The organism is Paenibacillus sp. FSL H8-0079 (assembly GCF_037991315.1).
GTDB lineage: Bacteria > Bacillota > Bacilli > Paenibacillales > Paenibacillaceae > Paenibacillus.
On the sequence record NZ_CP150300.1, the window covers coordinates 2716178 to 2736144 of the forward strand.

The following is a 19967-nucleotide window of genomic DNA, read 5'->3' on the forward strand; positions in this document are numbered from 1 at the left end:
ATGCATTACCTCCCCTCCTGATTATCCCCGTAGAACACCCAAAATCGGGATGTGACAAAGACGATTGCGGTAAATACTCCGATAATGACCAACATGATCCATGCCAGAGCCGAAGCATAACCCATATCAAAGAACGAGAAACCTTTCAGATACAGATACAAGGTATAGAACATCGTTGCATCGAGTGGACCCCCGCGGCCATCCCCGATCACATAAGCTGGTGTAAACGCCTGGAATGAATTGATCATGCTCATGATCAGGTTAAAAAAGATAACGGGGGAGAGCATGGGCAGGGTAATTCCAAAAAATTGACGTATCTTGCCCGCTCCATCGACATCGGAAGCTTCATATAAGTCTGCCGGGATCTGTTTCAGACCCGCAAGAAAGATGACCATGGCAGACCCGAATTGCCACACGGATAGTGTAATGATGGTATAGACTACATAATCCGGATGCGCAATCCAGGATGGTCCCGAGATACCAAACCAGCTTAAAAACTGATTGACCAATCCATTCCCCTCAAAAAGTTGCCGCCAGACGATTGCAATCGCGACGCTGCCACCCAAGAGGGAAGGGATGTAATATACGGTCCGGTAGATGCCGAGGGCTCGAATTCCTTTGTTCAGCGCCATTGCCACCAATAGGGCGAAGGCGAGCCTTAGTGGAACGGATAGAAAGACATAATAAAACGTCAGCCCAAGGGACCTGCGAAAGGTATCGTCCTCGGTAAAGATGTGAACATAGTTGCTGAGTCCAGTCCAAGTCGGTGATGACAGTAGATTGAATTTGGTCATGGATAAGTATAGGGACGCAACCATCGGTCCCAGTGTCAGACAGAAGAGTCCGATCAGCCAGGGCAGAAGAAACAAGTAGGCTGTGGTATTGTGCTGACCGTATAAGGGCTTGGTCTGTTTTTTCATATGTGCCTCCCTTCTGAATGGGTAAGAATAATGGTCACCAGTTATGAATCCGCTTACAACATACGGCGTTCTCTTGGTAACCACATCATACCGGGGAAGGGGATCAGCTTGAATCTCATTTCTTCGGATCATGACTATCGATTTTTTCGGAATGCAGCAAGCGATAGTCTGATGGACTCATGTTGAACATTCTTTTGAATTTCGAGCTGAAATAACTTGGCGAACTGAAGCCGGTCAGTTCTGTAATATCCCACACGGTTAATTGGGTTTCCTTCAGCAGTTGCAAGGCGTGTTTCATCCGAACGCCCGTCACATACTGAATAAAAGAGGTACCTGCCCCTTCCTTAAACAATTCGGAGAAATAGGTAGGATAATAGTTAAATCGTTCAGCGAGCAACGTCAACGTTAGCTCCTGCATGTAGTTCTCCTCGATATATCGTTTGGCTAACTCTATAATCGTCCCATCCCCATCTTCTGAAGGAAGTTGTCTACTCAGGAAATCTTGAGCCCATTGCATTAATAAGCGTTCTGCTTGATCTGGCGTCTTGAGCCACAGTATCCATTCCGGGGTCATCGGAAAATCCATCAACAGTGAAATTTGAAAAATACCTCGTGTCATTCGGGATGGAGAGAGCTGGAATGCTTCGTGAAGTTCCTTGCGGATCAGGCTGCGGAAGGAGTCCAGTTCCCCTCGGATGAGGCAACGATGTAGCGTTCGGGTAGTTTCCTCAGGCAGTAATGGACTATAATCTGTTCCTGCCTGAGGATTCGGAGTGTTGCCAGCCCGTTCAGCTGAATTCCAAGCCAGAAGGGAATGGATGTAACCTTCTTTCCAATGCTCAAGTCCAGAACCAGAAAGTCCCACCCCAATCTTGAGTTTCATGGAAAAAACAGATGCCGTATGTCCCGTGAGCTGTTGGATGAATTCGTACTGCATACCGTCTTGTACCATGAAATGCATGATGCCTGCGTGTGCTGAATCATGAAAAACCTGGACATTGTCTGAATCAGACTGGGCGATTTCGTAACATACCAGCTCAAAAGGGAGATGCATCTGCTCGTGTGAGCGATCTTTTCGAATATTCTGCTTGTCTGATTGACTTATACTCGCGGTGATGAAACAGACCTTCTGATCCTGCCATGATTCGAGATGGAACAACCGGAGTCGTTCTGGCAGTGAGGAAGGCGGAAGACGATTGCCTCTGACGAGATCAAGAAGGAAACGTCCCTTCATTTCCCGGTAATACTGAGAGAGGCGCCATTGCAGTAATTCGGAATCACCTCGTACTTTACGTTGATCATCCAGATCCGCTTTGATTTTGCATAATGTCGCTTTCAGTTCATCCCGGGTTACAGGCTTCAGTAAATAATCCATGACCTGGCTGCGGACACCCGCTCTGGCATATTGAAAATCTTCATAACCCGTGATTATGACAATCTGGATAGAAGAATTATAACTGCGGCAAACATCCAGTAATCGGACACCGTCCATAACAGGCATGTTCATATCGGTAATCAGCAGGTCGAAATGTTCAGATTTCAAAAGTTCGTCCGCTTCAATCCCGTTAGATGCTTCCCCTGTTATAACAAAGCCCATGCCGTGCCAATCGACTTTCAATTTTAATCCTTCGCGAACTTCGAATTCGTCATCTGCGATTAATACGTTGTACATCATATTCCTCCTGTACGGGTAGAGTTAGTTCAATACATGCGCCTCCGCTTTCATCGTTCTCCATGTGGACAGTGAACAAGTCACCATAATGCAGACGGCAACGAGCAATGACATTGCCCAGTCCAATATGCCAGCCTTCGTTATGCAATATGGATTCCAACGAGGGGGGAGCTACGTGATGCTGCAACTTGTGGATTATTTCTGCTGGAATACCTGGTCCATTATCTGAAACACTGATATGCAGACGATCATGCATCCGGTTGATCCGTATCTGGACCTGGGCTGTCGTCTGATGCTGGAAACTGTATTTTACTGCATTTTCAATAAGCGGCTGAAGAATGAACTTGATGATGACCAAGGCGTTCAATGTGCCTTCCTTCGTTATCGAAATGTCGAGTTTACGACCGAAACGGGTTTGCAAAATGGAGATATAACGTTGTACATAATCTAGCTCTTCGGTCAGGGGAACACGGTCGTCATTAGTGTTGATGGAAAAGCGCATCATTTTACCCAAATCCTCAATGACCTGAACCGTATCATCCGTTCTACGCTGAATGGCAAGGCTGCTCACCAGCTCCAGGGTATTAAACATAAAATGTGGATTAATCTGTATGAGAAGTGCTTTATACTCTGCTTGCTGGCGGAGCAGCTTCAGCTCGAATTCATTCTGGATATGCTGTCGCAACTGACTGATCATATAACGGAAGGTGAAGATCACATAACTGATCTCGCTCTTTACATTTTTATCCGGAGGCAGTAGTGAATCGGCTTGGTCGAAAGCACCTCGTTGAACTTGTCTCATCGCCAGCACCAATCTGGTCAAAGGTTTGGTTACACCATGGGATAGCCATGCAGCAGCCAAGAGGGAGACTAGAATCAGGGCAATCGTCACCGCCACAATCGTGCTTTGGAGCTTATGGAGAGACAGGTACATTTCCTTTTCCGGTGCCAGACCCGCCAATATCCAGCCCGTACGTCCCAGTTTCTTGTATACAAGGATGTCTCGCTGTCCTTCCTGGTTTGTGAGATATGTGACTCCGGATTTGAGCGGGCTATTACGAATACGATCGATCTCTGCGGTAGCTACAGCACCCAACGTGTCTACCTGCTGTGAGAGAATAGGATTTCCTTGCTCGCCCAGCAGAAAAATAGTGCTACTCTCCGCAAGATGTATGCGACGGAGCGGCTCCAGAAAATAGGATTCACTGACATTTACCTTCATGACACTCTGCGCTGTAGCATGATGAAAGGTGCCAATGGGCATCAGCAGACTGACCACTGGATTACCATGATCTCTCACACGTTCATGTTGGTCGGTGTGTGCAGGTAACCAGCGTTCCCCCAACGTGTAGAAATTCGTATACCAGGATTCTTGTTGAAAGGCAGGATCATACGCTACCTGATTCTCACTGCCAATTCGCAGTCCATTCCGTCGATAGATGGATACATCCGAGATACTGGTGTAGCTGTTAGTTGCCTGGGTGAGAAAACGGCTCATCGCGAGGTTGGCCAGCATCTTTTCTCCTTCCGAAAGGTTCGGATCTCCGATCGCATTATCCCAGTTCTTGCCCATATCACTATTGAAAACAAGAGAGGCGACATCATAGATTTGCATCTGCACCATATCTACGTATGAACCGTATTCCTCCATTTTCTCAAGAGCAGAGGATTCGATGTAAGAACGGATGACCATGCGTGATTCCTTGAAGAGCAGGTAGGAGAGTGTGCCAAAAGCGAGGACAAACAGGACAACGATAAAGGCAATCAGGCGGTTTTTTAAAGAGAAGAACATGGATTTCCTCCTTCTACCGAGTCAACTTGCGTGCGCAGGTTAATTATAAAAATATAAAAAAAGACTGCGTAACATGCGCAGCCTTTAAATAAAATTAATAATGTAGTGCAGATCTGGAAGACTTAGAAACGAACCAGATTATTGACGTTGACAGGCAAGCCCGTCGCGATGGCACGATTGGCCGCAATGCCGGTCAGAATGGATCTGGCACCGTCCACATGGTTAGCAGCGCGATGATACGGATCTTCAACAGGCTCTCCAAACAGATCATTCAGCAGAACCGGGTCACCTCCGCCATGTCCACCTGCTTTCTCTTCCACTTCAACCTCATATGGCGCATCGAACATCGGGAGAACCCGCAACGTTTTACCGATCAATGCACCTTCCTTACTTTTATCACCCAATGAATTGACATAGGATTGCTCCACAATGTTCATCTCAATCCGACCTTTGGTACCATTAATGGCAATGCGGTAACCTTCCCACGGCTGGTAGGCGACGAGGGAGTACGTCAGAATCGCTTTGTTCCGATACTTCACAAGAACGCCCATCGTATCCTCAATGTTGATGCCATCCCCGAATACGCTCTGATCGCGCTGGTAACCATCTTCTGATTCAGCATCCAGATACATGGACTTCATATGTGCATCCGAATCCAAATGCAGTGCAAAAGGATCTTCTTTCGCGATCGGATTGCCAGTTGCTCGATTGTAGAACTGCGTTACACCGCGTTCTTCTGCGTTTTCTCTGCCGTAATACATCAGATCACCAAATGCAAACACGGTATCCGGCTGCGAGCCAATCCAGAAATTCACCAAGTCGAAGTGATGGGTGGATTTGTGCACGAGCAGCCCGCCACTATTACGCTTGTCCCGATGCCAACGGCGGAAATAATCTGCCCCGTGGCGGGTATTCAGCAGCCATTCGAAGTGAACGGAAGTAACTTTCCCGATGGTATCATTCAGAATAAGTTCCCGAATCTTAGTATGGTGCGGCGCATAACGGTAGTTAAAGGTTACTCTGACGTTCTGACCAGTCCGCTTGACGGCATCCAGAATCTCCTGACATTTCTCCTCATCGACGGTCATCGGTTTCTCGGTGACAACGTCACAACCCAGTTCCATCGCGCGAATGATGTACCTGTGATGGGTGCGGTCAACGCTCGTTACGATGACATAATCAGGTTTCTCGTTCTCAATCATCTGATCAAACTGATCTGCAGGATAAGTGGGTACCTCAGGATACTCGTACTTTTCCTTCAATAGTTGATTCGCGTAGTTCATACGGACTTGATTTATATCGCAAAAGCCGACAAGCTCGGATGTATCCCTGTAATCCCGGGTCAAAGCACCATAAAAAAATTCGGCGCGGCCGCCGGTTCCAACTAATACATAACGTTTCTTGTTACTCATGTCTATCGCCTCCTTGAATATAGCTCTAGACTATAACAAGGGAGTACTTCTTTCGCCGCATTTTATGCGTAACCGCTTTCAAATGCCGCATATTTTGCTATAATTTATGGAAAGGAGAGAGGGCGACATGACAGAACCTTTTCGTGCAGATTTTCATGATCCCACGGATTTGCTACACATCGAATATGATCGTCGCATTGGATACTTCTCAATGACGGATGACCATCTGCATGATCATTATGAGTTGTATTATCTGTTGTCTGGCGAGCGTATTTATTTCATCAAGGACCGGACTTATCGGGTCAAGGCTGGCGATCTGGTGTTTGTTGACCGCAATACGGTTCACAAGACATTGGAGAGCGGTGTGCCCGACCATGAACGAATGGTGCTATATTTGAAGCCTGAGCTTTTTGCAGCCATAGCTACTTCCGCGGAGTTAGTTGAAGGCTTGAAGGAACCCTTCTGTTGGGAGATTCCCATTGTAAGATTTCCTTCACAGGTCACGGAGGTTTTGGAGCGTATGGTTAGCGAGATGGTGGATGAAATGCTTCGTCCCCAACCCGGAAGCAACTTGTTGCTTCGTCACCGGGCTATTGAATTGTTGCTGCATGCTTATCGGAATCAGCACCTGGGCAGGTTATGCTCCGATGATCGTGAGCCGGTTCTTCATCCCAAGACACAGGCAGTTGTACGTCACCTGAATGAGAACTATCAGAAACCACTGACATTACCTGAGGTGGCGGGTATGTTTCGCATTAGTCCGCATTATCTGAGTCGATTGTTCAAACAAACGACGGGATTTACCTTCAGTGATTATCTGAATCTGTTACGGGTGAAGGAAGCACAGCGTTTGCTGCGAGAAAGTGAGGAATCCGTTACGGATATCGCTTGGCTTGCGGGATTCAGTAACTTCTCTCATTTTGGCAAGATGTTCAAGCGTACTGTTCAGGTATCACCAAGAGTCTATAGGCAGGAGTACAGGGAAGCTGGTTTAATGAGAACGATAAAATAGGAGGAAAATAAACGATGATTGAAGCAAGAATGAAAGAACTGGGGATCATTTTACCACAGGCCAGCGCGCCCGCTGCAAAATATGCCAATGCCGTTATTGTCAATGGAATCATGTATGTATCCGGGAAAGGACCTGATACCTCTGAACGTGGCAAACTGGGATCAGACTTCACAACAGAGCAGGGATATGATTTTGCCCGGAATGCTGGACTGGAGGTGCTTGCTGTAGTTCGAGACGTGCTAGGTTCACTGGATCGGGTGAAGAGAGTGGTTAAAGTGCAGGGCTTCATCAATTCGTCCGCTTCGTATCAGGAGCATCATAAAGTGCTGAATGGATTCTCGGATCTGATGATGGAGGTATTCGGGGATCAGGGGGTACACGCCCGTTCGGTATTCGGTGCCGTATCTGTGAGGGATAATTTGCCGCTGATCATTGATTCTATTTTTCAGGTAGAGGAGTAGGTATAACGATGACAGAATCGTCTTCATTTAATCCGATCATGCTAACGATTCCCGAGAGCTTCTACACAGAACGTCTCATGATTCGTGCCCCGCAGTGGGGAGATGGCAAGGCTGTGAATGAAGCGGTCCGTGAAAGTGCGGAACAACTGCGGTTGTGGTTGCCTTTTGCCGAGAAGATCCCGTCATTGGAAGAGTCCGAAGTGACTGTTCGCAAAGCAAGACTGCAATATCTGGAGCGTACCGACATGATGTTACATTTGCGTGATAGACATACGGATGAATTCGTAGGCAGCAGCGGGCTACATCGCATTGACTGGAATGCACGCTGTTTTGAGATCGGTTACTGGATTCGAACATCGCGAGCTGGTGAGGGTTTGATGACAGAAGCGGTGAGAGGCATTGAGCAATTTGCCATTACTCATCTGGAGGCGAATCGGCTGGAGATCCGCTGTGATGCCAGGAATGTGCGAAGTGCCAAAGTAGCCGAACGAGCGGGTTATACGCTGGAAGGTACACTACGTAAGATGCGACGGGACAGTACAGGTACGCTGGTGGATTGTATGGTTTTCTCTAAAGTCAGAGGCAGTGAGTTCGGAGGGTAAATATGGAACGAATCGGTCAAGGAAGAACTGCAGAAATCTATGCATATTCGAACGAGCACATTATGAAGTTATATCGAATGGATTTTCCAATCGAAGCAGTCCAGAATGAATTCAGAATAAGTGAGTTTGCATTCAAAAAAGGACTCCCCGTCCCACAGGCAGTATCCTTGATGGAACATACTACATCGCGAGCAGGGATTGTTTTTGAACGACTTCAGGGGACTACCCTGTTAACACTTATCATTCAGCAACCGGAGTTGCTGGAGCAGCTGGCGTTTAAAATGGCTGACTGCCAATACAGACTTCATTGTGAGCGAGATGATGAAGGGACGCTCCCCTTACAGAAGCAGATTTTATCGGGAGCGATTCACAATGTTCGATTATTGTCGGAGGACGATCAAGCGCGAGTCCTTTCTTACTTAACAACATTGCCTGATCAACAGCAGATCTGTCATGGCGATTTTCACCCTGATAATGTTATGCTCAGTGAGGCTGGCGATCAATACTGGGTCATCGATTGGATGACTGGTATGTCCGGTGATCCTGCGGGTGATGTGGCTCGAAGCTGGGTAATATTAATGAGCGGCACTTTGCCGGAAGATACGGAGCCTGCGATACGAATGGGTTTTGAAATGGCTCGTGAATCACTGGTCGAATATTACATTAATCACTATATACATCTTTCCGGGATTTCCCGGGAAACGGTTGAATCCTGGATGCTGCCAGTTGCTGCAGCACGTCTTGACGAGGATCTGCCTGCTCAAGAAGCGGAACAGCTGCTAAAGTTTGTTCAGGAACGACTTCGTCAGCTAGACGAATCTAATTATTTTATATAAAAGGGTAGAGAAAGAGAGGGGACGAATTCATGCTGCATTCATTAAAGGCCATACAATCATACAAGTCAGGCAACATGCCGGAAGCCCAGCAGCAATGGCTGCAACTGCTGGCAGCGGCGGAGAAGCCCCATATTAACCTCGAACGCATTCATTCCATTGCCGAACTTGAGGGCACGAATCCAGTGTTGGATTACACTGAGCGTACACTGCACGTGCTGGAGAAACTTCAGGTTTCTTTTTGGGTGCGAGAAATTCTGGAGGACGTATTAATCTGGTCAGAGACGGCGAAGGCCGGATCACGGGAGCAGCGGCGAGGATGGCAAAAGCAGGGCGTTAACCTGTTTGTACACAATGTGGGGTCCGCCCAGTTATATGAGCTGTACTCAGGGGCAGACCACCTGAATAACGACATCGGTAAGAGCAGGGAGACGAGTATCAATCCACCTGGATCTCCGAGCGATGTCCTAAGTAAGAATGCGGAAATAAGCGAGCATACTGCGCCGCCTTCACACACGCCAAGATATGAGATTATTCGTACGCTAATTACTACGCATGGACTTATCGGCCAATATATACGCGGCGAGATTCCATTTGCCGAGAATGCTCCGCTTCACGGCTTGATCGTCAAAGGATGGCTAACTCCAGATGAACTCCATACCATACTGATGACATTAAATGAGTGCATTATCGCAGGCGTTGATCCAGCGCTATGGAATCAGGTTTGTGCTGAGGTACAGCGAATTGTAGGCTGGATTATCGCTGGACCGGATCATGAGGACTGGAGCGTGAAGGAACGGTTATCCCGCTTAAGAAGTTCATCCATACGGCAAGGAGAAGCTATGGACGAGGCTTATGCCAAACTTCAAACGGAACTGGATGTGGAACCAATTCTGGCTCCGCTGGCGCATCGTACGCTGTGGTATGTGGAGTCGGCCATGCAGGATTTTTCGTTGCAGGAGATGGTAAAAGTGTTCCTGTTGACGCTTCGCAGCGAAAGTATGAATCCAACATCCATGGAGAGTCGATCTGAAATCGTTCGTCATATCAGCTTCGAACTATTGATGAATACGATGTATTACGACTACAAGGGCGTTAAGAAGCTCAATATTTACAAGAAACGAATGATTGAAAAATATTTGGAACAGTATTCGTGGGAACAAATTGCGGCAGGGGAGCAGATCGTCTATCCCCATCTAACCCATCGCATTGAACGTCATACGGATCTTCCGGATACATTATTCGTGACCTTCGAATTTTCCCCAGCGGCGGAGAAATTGATCGCATTCTGTATTGAAGCGGAAAAGTCGCCGTTATATGAGAAGGCTGTTCTGCTTTTATTCGATCTGTTCGGGTTGCGCCGGGATGCCTATGATCGGTTCCATAACGAAGAGACGTATTTGTCCGATATGAACAGTTCTGGCGATTACAAAAAAGTGTTGCTGGACTATATCGTAGGTAAACGGGTACTTGATATTGGTCCAGGTGGAGGGATTCTGCTGGATCTGATTGAGCAGGAAAAACCGGAAGTGGAGCCAATCGGTATCGATATCTCAGCCAATGTCATTGAAGCGCTGGAGCGCAAAAAACAGCGCGAGGGACACAGCTGGCAAGTCATGAAGGGCGATGCCCTGCAACTGGAGCAATATGTGCAGCCAGGCACCGTGGATACGGTTATTTTTTCATCCATTCTGCATGAATTATATTCATATATTGAACTAGACGGCCGAAAATTTAATTCCGACACAGTCGCGGCAGCGCTGAGAAGTTCATTCCGTGTGCTGTCACCTGGAGGACGAATTCTGATTCGGGATGGCATCATGAGTGAACCGGAAGCACAGAAGCGCCAGATTCGTTTCCTGGAACCGGATGGGATGCGCTGGCTGGAGCGGTATGCAGAAGATTTTCAGGGACGTGCAATTGAATATGAGCGGGTTTCACACAACGAGGTTGTACTGCCGATTAACGATGCAATGGAATTTCTCTATACGTATACGTGGGGCGAAGAGGCATATGTACATGAGATTCAGGAACAGTTTGGTATATTTACGCCAACTGCCTATGAGAACTGTATTCGAGAAGCGCTAGGCGAACAAGCCGAGATTATCACCTTCGAACATTTTCTTCAGGAGGGGTACACAGAAGCACTCGGAGAACGAGTGATCTTCATGAACGAAGATGGGGAGCTTGCGCCTTTGCCAGACAGCACCTGCCTGATCGTCATTGAGAAGAAGAAAGGGTTGGCGGACGGATGATGAGCGAGGCCAGCACGGTTTTGTATTTTGTTAGACATGCGGAGTCTCGATATGTTGAAGGACAGGAGCGCGAGCGTGGGCTGACAGAACAAGGTCATCAGGATGCGAGAACGGTTGCCAGTCTGCTCCATGGGGAGCAGATTCAACTTTTCTATTCCAGTCCATACAGACGGGCGGTGGATACGATTCAGATTCTGGCAGATCGGTCAGGTGGAATGGTGGTGACAGAGGAAGATCTGCGTGAACGCCAGTTATCGAGTTCGGATGTGAAGCATGAGAGTTTCCATGAATCCAAGGAACGATTGTACCGTGATCTTACGTATGCGTTTCCTGGTGGGGAGTCTGGTGAACAGGCTCGCTTAAGAGCAGTAGCAGTGATCGAGATAATTCTGGATAAGCATGCGGGTCACAAGGTAGTCATCGGAACCCATGGAGATGTAATGACGCTTATTTTACAACACTATGATGCTTCATACGGTTATGATTTTTGGGAGAGTACTACGATGCAGGATATTTATAAGTTAGAATTTGATGGAACGCACAAGTTGGTTCAGGTCACTCGATTGTGGGAGTAACAGAGTTAAAAATGAGAAATGCATTAACCGTGATGAGAGTAGAGAGGAGTGAGTTGAACGGATGAAAATTACGCTGTTGCCTGATACATACTTTATTGAGAATCTAAGCGTATCTTCATTACAGGATAGAATGTACTGTATATTTGATCTCGAAGGTACGGGCATTAATCCTGTGGTGGAGAGTGTGACACAATTTGGTGCGATGCATTACCAAAGAGGACAACAATGTAATACAACATTTTCATCACTTGCACGTGCGAACAAACCTATACCAGAACCTGTGGCGAAATTAACAGGCATTTCGAATGAGGATATGTTGGAGGCTCCTTCGTTCGTAGAAGCATTTCAGACCTTTCAGGAGTTCATTGGGGATAACGTTCTTGTGACACAAGCCGGATATGAGTATGACCTGCCCATCTTGAAGCGGCATTGTGATGAATATGGTCTCCCGATGTTGACCAACCCGGTGTTGGATACAAAAGCGATGTTTACTTACATTCATCCTGAGATTAACGAGGTCGTTTCTACAGATTTTCTAATTCGGTATTATGATCTGAATACAGATGGAATTCACAGGCACAATGCTTTGGCAGATTGTGGTGTGATCGCTGGTATCTTTGAAAGTATCCTTAGCGAATATGAGGAACTTCAATTGGATCATTTTACAGCCGATCCTAATCGAATGATGAAGCGTTTTGTTATACCTGAGATGTATTTGACATGATGATGAACTGGAGGGGAGATCAATGAGCAAAACGGATGTGGAGAAGCTACTGTTGGATCTCAACGAGGGACGGATTCTGACCCAGCAGACATTCGAAGGATTGGATGTGGAAATTTACCTGGATGAAAGGGATGCCCCTGCATTTGCTGACGAGTGGATGAAATCCTTTGAACGATGGGTTCAAGCTTCCGCTGTGGCTGAAGAAGAGGTGCTGCGCGCAGGTAGGGAACAGGCGTTCAAACAGACCTTAGCTCTCACCGACGAACCTGAGTTAGCGGGGTATGTGAGTGATGATATGGGTTTAATTGGCGCTGCACTGTTACAGGATGTGATGCAAGATTCCTTTGTGAATCAGCTATTGGAGAGTTATCGTCAAGGTCGATTGCCCCTGCGATAAGCGGGGGAGGACGAACAGGGTTGTTTTCGTTTGTATAAAAAAATAGCATCAAATGTACATTGTGAGTCGGCTGAAGCATGAGGTACAATTCACCTAAGCAATAAATGAGAATGATAATCATTATATGTAAAACATTCTCATGGTTACATCAACAGATCACATAGGGGTGAAGGGTATCATGGTAGGTTTTATTAAAGGTTTCAAAGGGTGGGCGATTACATTACTGCTCATGGGTCTAGTTATTTCAGGATGTAGTACAAATACCGCAACGAATGCGGAACAGACTCCTGCAACTGAAAGTGCAGCTTCTGGAGAAAATACTACTGAAACCGAGACAGAGCCTGCTACACGGGTTGTACAGGATGAATTTGGAGATGTGACGATTCCGGTTCAACCACAGCGGATTGCTGGAATATATGTAGAAGATTATCTGAAGGCGCTCGATATTACACCTGTAGTGCAGTGGTATCATCCTTTGTGGGGTGTGCAGGAGTATTTAAAACTGGACGTTCCGCAATTTGATATAACAGGAAGTATTGAAGCTTTGTTGGAATATGATCCGGATCTCATTATTGTGGATGGTGTAGTGGATGCGGAGAAATATGAGATGTATTCCAAGGTAGCACCGACGTATCGTCTACCTGAAGGCATTCTGCAGGATTCCAATCAAGTCTTGACAGCCATTGCCGATGTTGTAGGTAAACCGGATAAGGGTGAAGAAGTTTCGAAGGCATTTGAGGCTAAAATTGCGGATGCCAAGTCGAAGTTGCAGGAAGCGGTCGGGGACGAGACTGTTGCGGTTGTCCGGTTGAATGTTAACGATAACACGCTGGCGTTGTTCGGCATCAAAAATCGCTACACCGGATTTATCTATTCAGAGTTAGGTCTGACACCTCATCCACTGGTAAGTAAAATGGAGGACTACCAGGAGATCCTGTCAGAAGAAGCAATTCCGCAGCTTGATGCGGATCACCTTATTATTTTCCCTTCCAATGGGGAATGGTCATCTCCAGAGAACAAGGAAGCCTTGAAGGTACTCGACAGCAAGTTGTGGCAATCGCTTCCGGCGGTTAAAAATAATCAGGTGTACATTATGGAAAGATCACATTGGCAATCAGGTGCGATTACAGCAAATTCCATGAAAATCGATGATCTCTTGGAAAAAATGACTCCATAAGCATAATCTCATAAGAAAGTTCTTCAGCCAGGGTTGAAGAGCTTTCTTTTTTCGTATACACTATTTTAAATGATAATAATTCTCAGTTAAGGACGATGAACATGTGCCCCATGATAATACAACTGATTCCCAAGCCCTGGCTATGCACGCTTCAACATATGGAATACGTAGATTATAATCAATCTCATATCGATAAACGTTTGCTATACAGAATGTCGTCCTCCCACTCTATATTCGTTGTAACGTCTGGGAAAGGTTCAATGGTTTGCTCAGATCGGGAAGTTCATTTGGAAAAAGGAATGATTATGTTTGTTCCGGCTGCAACATCCATTAAAATAGAAAGTTCTTCTTGGACTGAAAATGAATTGCAATACTATAAGCTTGATCTAATGGTGGCTGAATTGAAAGAAGAGAATTCGAACGCTTTGTCTAGAAGAAACATGGAGGAGCAGCAGGAACCTCCCCAAGGTACAGATTCTCCGAGAATACTACCTCTTATGCAGCTGAATTACAGCCCGTGGAGTTCCTGTCTGGAATCCTTGGAACAAATACTGCGTCAACAGATCACTGGCGATTGGCTGGAGCAATGGGAGGTGCAGCTTCGTTTCCAGGAGTGGTTCCGTGCTTTGCTTAGCCAGAGTAATCCTGAAATCGAAGCACCAGATGAGCGTGCACGTCTTCAAAGTTCAATTCGTTATATTGGCGACCACTATGATCAGACGATAACCGTGGATGAGCTCGCGGCAGATATTGGTCTTACCAGAGCTAGCTATACTCGGCAATTCAAAAAAATTACAGGCAAGCTTCCGCTTGATTATGTGAATACGGTTCGGCTGGAGCGTTCGAAACAACTATTGCAGCTGACGGATGATCGCATTCATGAAATTGCACAAAATGTGGGATTCAGCAGCGAGTATTATTTTGGTCGCCGTTTCAAGCAATATGCGGGTATTTCACCTGGATTGTACCGTCGTCATCACCGTCAAGAGGTTCGTGTCTTTGCTCCGTATCTGGAAGACTTTGTGTTGGCCCTTGGCGTAAAGCCTGTATTGCAATGTTCGCATCATTCCTGGGGCAGACAGCAATATTTGGAGTTGGATGATGTACCCGAATTTGATGTGAGCAAGCAGGATGCTCAGTTTAATCTGGGCAATGTACCTGACTTTATCATGCTGGACAAAGGATATGATCGATGGAATCTAGATCGCTTCGAGCAGGTAGCACCTACATTTTACGTGGATCATTTGGGAGAGGATTGGCGCTCCATTTTGAAATCCACAGCCGATGTGTTGGGGAAGGTGAGTCGGGTTCAAGATGTAATCGGTGCGTATGAAGACAAGGCAATGGAAGCCAAAGGAAGGTTAGCACGTTATATGCGTGGTCAGACGGTAGCTTTTTTACGTATATCTGCATCGGATATTACTCTCTATGGGGATCAGCAGGGCTACGTCGGGCCTGTAATTTATCAGGATCTTGGATTGACTCCTCACTCCCGTGTGCAGCAATGGACAAGACACGAGCGGAGGATTCTCATTGGATTGGAGCAGTTAAGTCAGCTTAATGCGGATCACTTGTTGATTACATTTGACACTGGAAATTCTGCTAAACCTGGAGATGAGCGCGAACTGCTCGAAAGGGATGAATGGAAACGCCTGCCTGCGGTGAAGAGTGGTAATGTGTATGAAGTGGATTTCATGTCGTGGATGAACTACGGCGTGATCTCTCATGGGAAGAAGATTGAGGATATATTGCGGTTTATGGCTTGATGGATGGGAGTTGAATAACAAACATACTGGATTCAACATCGGAGAAAAGGAAAATATTATAATATTCCATTTTAATGTATAATATAGGAAAAATAGAATTGGAGAAGGAGCTTCCTATGCGGAAAAAAATCTGGGCCTCACTTTTAGTAGTAGCTGTTATTGGGATGATTCCTGCTACAGCAATATCAACGACTACGGTTGCCGAATCGCATGAAATTTTGGGTGAAGATCTTCCTGAAAGCTTAAGATATGATTCTAACCATCCAGATGTAATTTATGTGAAGGATTGTGGGGTCTTCGAGAAAGTGGATTCTAGTTTAATAGATTACGGTGAAGAAGAAGTTGTGGTCGATGATATACAAAAGGTAACAGATAAAACGAATGTAATTATTGCTTATGATGCAACTTACATCAAAAAAGGTGAATGGGAATAGCTCATGCAATAGATTTATAATAGGGAGCGCAAGGAGAGTTTTATTCTTCTTGGGCTTTTTCAATATCCAATAAGAAAATAAAAATTCAAGAATTTAGCTGAATTTTATAGATGAGCAAGTTTATGTTTAGACACATGAACATATATACACTAAAGTGAGTTTGTACATAAACACTTTAGGAGGATTCATGTGAAGACAACATTGTTCAAGAAAGTTGGGTTATTGATTGGAGCATTAATTTTTACAATCGGTTTTGCATCTAATTCAGGGGTACATGCAGCGGTAGATTATAGCGGCGGGCTCATGGATAAGATGATAATGACACTTAGCGATACGGAAAACAAGGGGAGTAAATCTACATATGCATTAACAGATAATAATGAAGCAACAAGCGCGATTATAGAAAAATGGAACACGCCATCATCAGCAGTGGATCATGCTGTTGGAATCTTTAATGGAACAGTTACAGCGAATGCAATCCGTGTAAAAGCAGATTATGATGTTTCCGTTGGATTATTTGATTCCACTGGAAAGGCGATTATACCGACGTATTGGTACACAGTAAAAGCAAATCAGGCTGATGGAAGATTAATTTATCTTCCTACAACGTACAAAGGAATAGCAAAAGTTAACTTGTTTAATTACTCCAATACACGGACAGTCAGTGTATCCGAGTTTCAGCTGTATAATATTACACCTCCAGCTAATCCATTAGATCTCGAAGCATCTGCAGATGAATCATCCATTGGATTGGAATGGAATGAAGTAACAACAGCAACCAGTTATACGATTAAAAGATCAACTACAGCAAATGGGCCATATACAACAGTGGCAACTGGCGTAACCAAGGTCAATTATACAGATTCAGATGTAACTCCAGGTACGACCTATTATTACGTAGTGACTGGTGTTAATCCTGTTGGTGAAAGTGTTAACTCTAACGAAGCATCAGCCATTATTGAGAGCAACGGGCAGGTTGATCCGGAACCAGAGCAACCAACCACACCAGAACCTGAAGAACCTACAACTCCGGAACAACCAGAGCAACCATCCACCAACCGTGCCATCTTTGTCGTCACCATGACAACGGGCTTGGAGAAAGAATTCGACCTAAGCATGAAAGAAGTAAATGATTTCATCGACTGGTACGAAACCAAGCAAGCGGGAAGCGGAAAGGCATCTTATGCCATCGATAAACATGACAACAACAAAGGGCCATTTAAGAGTCGGAAGGATTATATTCTGTTTGATCGAGTGCTGACGTTTGAGGTAAGTGAATACTAAAAAATGTGAAGTTCCTTCAGCTTAGCTGAAGGGGCTTTTTTTTGGTTCACTCGATGAATGAGCCAATGCAACTACTCGAAAGGCTTGTGTTAACTTATTTTAGTGTAGCGTTTACAAAAAAACAGGATAACGAGCACGAAATGCGAAAGCGGGTGTCCTTGACTGAACGATTACGACATACCATTAAAATGAAGGCTGATCTGTAACGCAGGGATTGAGGTCTTCAAGCATAGCCATGAATGGCGGATGGGAGAGCTGTAATGACAAAACGGGTAATTCTGTTGGAAGAAGATATGGCAGAGATGAAAGGGCTAATGGGCAGTAAAGGGGCTGATCTTGCAGAACTTATCCTTGCAGGGTGGTCTGTCCCAGCCGGATTCGTGGTCACAACGGAATGCTGTCGCGAGTTCTGTACCCGTCTTGGACATCTTTCCGGTGAAGGAGAGGAAGAGATTGTTAACGCGATCCGGCATCTGGAACAGCAAACCGGCAAGTTCTTCGGACATTCGGAGAATCCGCTACTACTCGCAGTACGGACGGATCAGGATCGAGCATCAGCAGCTTCGACACAATCACTGCTCAATGTTGGTCTGAATGATGTTACTGTGGAAGGACTCGCACGTCAAACCGGTGATCGGTTGTATGCACTCCAATGTTATCTAGATTACTTAGAGGAATATGGACAGCTGGTATATGCAATTCCGTCTGAATTTTTCACAAAAATATCAAGTCACGTCAAGGGTCGGGATGAAACGGAACTTGAATTAACCATTACGGAATTTAAATATTTAATTGAAGCGAAGGAACGTAACCCTTTTCCTCAAGATGTTCAAATTCAATTCAAAGAAGCAGTGCGTGCGGTATCTCATTCACAGCGTATCAAAGCATCCAGATCTCAGAACGAGATCATGCGTAAACCATATTATATTTCTTCGGAGCAAAGCGCTCCTGTTCTTATACAGACGATGATGCATGGAACATGCGGAGACTTAAGCGGGACTGGAACAATATATACACGCAATCTACTTACAGGAGAAAGGGGAGTCACTGGACAATACGTCCCAACCGGGAACGCCAGCCAAATAGATCACGGTCTGGAGCGTTTACGGAATGAAGAACCTGAGCTGTATGCACGTTTGCTGGAGATAGGTAGCCAGTTGGAGACGCGTAAGGGAGAAGTGCAGGAAATCACCTTTGTAATCGAATCTGGCGTGTTGTATGTTGCTCATACTCAGCCCGCCCGATTATCCTCAACAGCCACACTGAGGAGTACTGTGGATTTTGTCCATGAAGGACTCATCACCAAGGAGGATGCACTTCTTCGCATCCAACCTGCGCATATCACGGAAGTGCTGAAGCATTACACAGATTCTAGAAAAGAAGAGAGTACTGGAAATCTTCCCACACAGATCCAGCCAGTAATGAATGATGAGTGTCCAGCATCTAAGAATAACTCAAGTTCGCCTTCATCAGCAGATCTGCAACTACTGCTCGAATGGGCTGATGAAGTTAAAGAGTTGACGATACTTGCTACTGCTGATCGACCACAGGATGCCATCACTGCAAGACTAATGGGGGCTGAGGGTATAGGTCTGTGCAGGACTGAGAACATGCTGTTGTCACCTGCACGGTTACCTTTTGTACAAAAAATGATCTTGGCAGACAGTGAATCCGAACGCAGGCGTGGGTTGGAGCGTCTGTTGCCGATGCAGCAGTCTGATTTTGAACAGATATTCGAAGCGATGGATGGATATCCGGTAACGATACGTTTGCTCGATTCGCCGTTGCATGAACTGTTACCGGATCTGGGAGTGTTGGAGAAACGACGTGAGTGGTTACAAGCAGAGGAGTGGCAGGAGCAAAAAGACCATCAGAATGAACTGGAGGAACTGGAGCGTGTCATTCGCAGAGTCTGTGAATTGCATGAACATAATCCGACATTGGGGCAACAGGCTTGTCGGCTGAGTACGGTGTTCCCGGAGATCGTTGATATGCAGCTGGAAGCGATATTCCGCGCAGCGGTGAAAGGCATCCGGCAAGGCTGGTGGGTACGTCCCGAGATTATGATCCCGCAGATCGGTCATGTGCATGAACTTCAGGTGATGAGAGATCTGGTGGATCATGTGGCTGACCAAGTGCTTGGTGAGGAGAAGCGGCATTGTCTCTATAGAGTGGGGGCGATGATCGAAGCTCCGAGAACGGCGCTGACGGCGACTCACATTGCTCGCCAGGCTGACTTTTTCTCGTTTGGCACGGATGAGCTGACAGAGATGACATTTGGATATAGTCGCCATGAAGCTGAGAAGCGGCTCCTTCTCCTTCAACGTGATACGGACTCTCGTGCGGTAACGAATAATCCATTTCATGTACTGGACATTGAGGGAGTCGGACAACTGATTGAGATGGCGGTCGTCCAAGGTCGAATTCGAAAACCTCATCTGAAGACAGGGATCTGCGGAGAAAATGTTGTGGATCTGGAGTCGATTACGTTCTGCCACCGCATTGGTCTGGATTACGTAAGCTGTTTGCCTGAACAGATCCCTTATGCACGAATTGCTGCTGCACAAGCAGCCATTAAGGGACAGAGAGAGGGAGCGGACACGCAGAACACGGATATCTCTACAATTGCGTAACGATCACCCTGTCCTACA

Annotated in this window: 17 protein-coding genes; 13 read left to right on the forward strand and 4 right to left on the reverse strand. The window is 46.1% G+C overall.

What is annotated here, in order from left to right:
- Positions 1-5: 5 nt before the first annotated feature.
- The 4 genes from MHI06_RS12430 to MHI06_RS12445 form a co-directional block, all read right to left on the reverse strand.
- Positions 6-920 carry a sugar ABC transporter permease gene (locus tag MHI06_RS12430; RefSeq protein WP_047842642.1) on the reverse strand — a complete coding sequence of 305 codons (915 nt, stop codon included), beginning with the start codon at positions 918-920 and terminating at the stop codon, positions 6-8.
- 115 nt (positions 921-1035) lie between these two features.
- On the reverse strand, positions 1036-2592 hold the full coding sequence (locus tag MHI06_RS12435; RefSeq protein WP_340401648.1) for a response regulator: 1557 nt from the start codon (positions 2590-2592) through the stop codon (positions 1036-1038).
- Complete coding sequence (locus tag MHI06_RS12440; protein ID WP_340401649.1) at positions 2567-4384, reverse strand: histidine kinase; 1818 nt, start codon at positions 4382-4384, stop codon at positions 2567-2569. Before MHI06_RS12440 ends, MHI06_RS12435 begins: the two co-directional genes overlap by 26 nt.
- A 122-nt stretch (positions 4385-4506) precedes the next feature.
- Entirely contained in the window at positions 4507-5796 is a 1290-nt protein-coding gene (locus MHI06_RS12445) for a Gfo/Idh/MocA family oxidoreductase (protein ID WP_340401650.1), read from the reverse strand.
- A gap of 127 nt (positions 5797-5923) precedes the next feature.
- On the opposite strand from MHI06_RS12445, the gene MHI06_RS12450 reads away from it, so the two are divergent.
- The 13 genes from MHI06_RS12450 to MHI06_RS12510 all read left to right on the forward strand — a co-directional run bounded on the left by MHI06_RS12450 (position 5924) and on the right by MHI06_RS12510 (position 19949).
- Complete coding sequence (locus tag MHI06_RS12450) at positions 5924-6808, forward strand: AraC family transcriptional regulator (RefSeq protein ID WP_340401651.1); 885 nt, start codon at positions 5924-5926, stop codon at positions 6806-6808.
- 14 nt (positions 6809-6822) lie between these two features.
- Positions 6823-7269: a RidA family protein gene (locus MHI06_RS12455; RefSeq protein ID WP_340401652.1), complete on the forward strand. Its 447-nt coding sequence runs from the start codon at positions 6823-6825 to the stop codon at positions 7267-7269.
- An 8-nt stretch (positions 7270-7277) separates the two neighbouring features.
- On the forward strand, positions 7278-7871 hold the full coding sequence (locus MHI06_RS12460; protein WP_340401653.1) for a GNAT family N-acetyltransferase: 594 nt from the start codon (positions 7278-7280) through the stop codon (positions 7869-7871).
- Positions 7872-7873: 2 nt separating this feature from the next.
- A complete protein-coding gene (locus MHI06_RS12465) occupies positions 7874-8707 on the forward strand; it encodes an aminoglycoside phosphotransferase family protein (RefSeq protein ID WP_340401654.1) in 834 nt (277 codons plus the stop codon).
- A 29-nt stretch (positions 8708-8736) separates the two neighbouring features.
- Entirely contained in the window at positions 8737-10959 is a 2223-nt protein-coding gene (locus MHI06_RS12470) for a class I SAM-dependent methyltransferase (protein ID WP_340401655.1), read from the forward strand.
- Positions 10956-11534 (forward strand): histidine phosphatase family protein, encoded by a 579-nt coding sequence (locus tag MHI06_RS12475; protein WP_340401656.1) that lies wholly within the window; start codon positions 10956-10958, stop codon positions 11532-11534. Before MHI06_RS12470 ends, MHI06_RS12475 begins: the two co-directional genes overlap by 4 nt.
- A 61-nt stretch (positions 11535-11595) precedes the next feature.
- Positions 11596-12258 carry a 3'-5' exonuclease gene (locus MHI06_RS12480; protein WP_340401657.1) on the forward strand — a complete coding sequence of 221 codons (663 nt, stop codon included), beginning with the start codon at positions 11596-11598 and terminating at the stop codon, positions 12256-12258.
- A gap of 22 nt (positions 12259-12280) precedes the next feature.
- On the forward strand, positions 12281-12655 hold the full coding sequence (locus MHI06_RS12485; RefSeq protein ID WP_169482825.1) for a hypothetical protein: 375 nt from the start codon (positions 12281-12283) through the stop codon (positions 12653-12655).
- 178 nt (positions 12656-12833) lie between these two features.
- Complete coding sequence (locus MHI06_RS12490) at positions 12834-13832, forward strand: ABC transporter substrate-binding protein (protein ID WP_169482824.1); 999 nt, start codon at positions 12834-12836, stop codon at positions 13830-13832.
- 287 nt (positions 13833-14119) lie between these two features.
- Positions 14120-15598: an AraC family transcriptional regulator gene (locus MHI06_RS12495; RefSeq protein ID WP_340401658.1), complete on the forward strand. Its 1479-nt coding sequence runs from the start codon at positions 14120-14122 to the stop codon at positions 15596-15598.
- A gap of 116 nt (positions 15599-15714) precedes the next feature.
- Positions 15715-16032, forward strand: coding sequence for a hypothetical protein (locus tag MHI06_RS12500; RefSeq protein WP_340401659.1), 318 nt, complete (start codon positions 15715-15717; stop codon positions 16030-16032).
- 189 nt (positions 16033-16221) lie between these two features.
- Positions 16222-17316 (forward strand): fibronectin type III domain-containing protein, encoded by a 1095-nt coding sequence (locus MHI06_RS12505; RefSeq protein WP_340401660.1) that lies wholly within the window; start codon positions 16222-16224, stop codon positions 17314-17316.
- 260 nt (positions 17317-17576) lie between these two features.
- Positions 17577-19949, forward strand: coding sequence for a putative PEP-binding protein (locus MHI06_RS12510; protein ID WP_340401661.1), 2373 nt, complete (start codon positions 17577-17579; stop codon positions 19947-19949).
- Positions 19950-19967 lie beyond the last annotated feature (18 nt).

Excerpts from the sequence above, each read along its gene's own strand:
- MHI06_RS12430 (WP_047842642.1), bottom strand. The coding sequence starts at position 920 with ATGAAAAAACAGACCAAGCCCTTATACGGTCAGCACAATACCACAGCC.
- MHI06_RS12435 (WP_340401648.1), bottom strand. The coding sequence starts at position 2,592 with ATGTACAACGTATTAATCGCAGATGACGAATTCGAAGTTCGCGAAGGA.
- MHI06_RS12440 (WP_340401649.1), bottom strand. The coding sequence starts at position 4,384 with ATGTTCTTCTCTTTAAAAAACCGCCTGATTGCCTTTATCGTTGTCCTG.
- MHI06_RS12445 (WP_340401650.1), bottom strand. The coding sequence starts at position 5,796 with ATGAGTAACAAGAAACGTTATGTATTAGTTGGAACCGGCGGCCGCGCC.
- MHI06_RS12450 (WP_340401651.1), top strand. The coding sequence starts at position 5,924 with ATGACAGAACCTTTTCGTGCAGATTTTCATGATCCCACGGATTTGCTA.
- MHI06_RS12455 (WP_340401652.1), top strand. The coding sequence starts at position 6,823 with ATGATTGAAGCAAGAATGAAAGAACTGGGGATCATTTTACCACAGGCC.
- MHI06_RS12460 (WP_340401653.1), top strand. The coding sequence starts at position 7,278 with ATGACAGAATCGTCTTCATTTAATCCGATCATGCTAACGATTCCCGAG.
- MHI06_RS12465 (WP_340401654.1), top strand. The coding sequence starts at position 7,874 with ATGGAACGAATCGGTCAAGGAAGAACTGCAGAAATCTATGCATATTCG.
- MHI06_RS12470 (WP_340401655.1), top strand. The coding sequence starts at position 8,737 with ATGCTGCATTCATTAAAGGCCATACAATCATACAAGTCAGGCAACATG.
- MHI06_RS12475 (WP_340401656.1), top strand. The coding sequence starts at position 10,956 with ATGATGAGCGAGGCCAGCACGGTTTTGTATTTTGTTAGACATGCGGAG.
- MHI06_RS12480 (WP_340401657.1), top strand. The coding sequence starts at position 11,596 with ATGAAAATTACGCTGTTGCCTGATACATACTTTATTGAGAATCTAAGC.
- MHI06_RS12485 (WP_169482825.1), top strand. The coding sequence starts at position 12,281 with ATGAGCAAAACGGATGTGGAGAAGCTACTGTTGGATCTCAACGAGGGA.
- MHI06_RS12490 (WP_169482824.1), top strand. The coding sequence starts at position 12,834 with ATGGTAGGTTTTATTAAAGGTTTCAAAGGGTGGGCGATTACATTACTG.
- MHI06_RS12500 (WP_340401659.1), top strand. The coding sequence starts at position 15,715 with ATGCGGAAAAAAATCTGGGCCTCACTTTTAGTAGTAGCTGTTATTGGG.
- MHI06_RS12510 (WP_340401661.1), top strand. The coding sequence starts at position 17,577 with ATGACAAAACGGGTAATTCTGTTGGAAGAAGATATGGCAGAGATGAAA.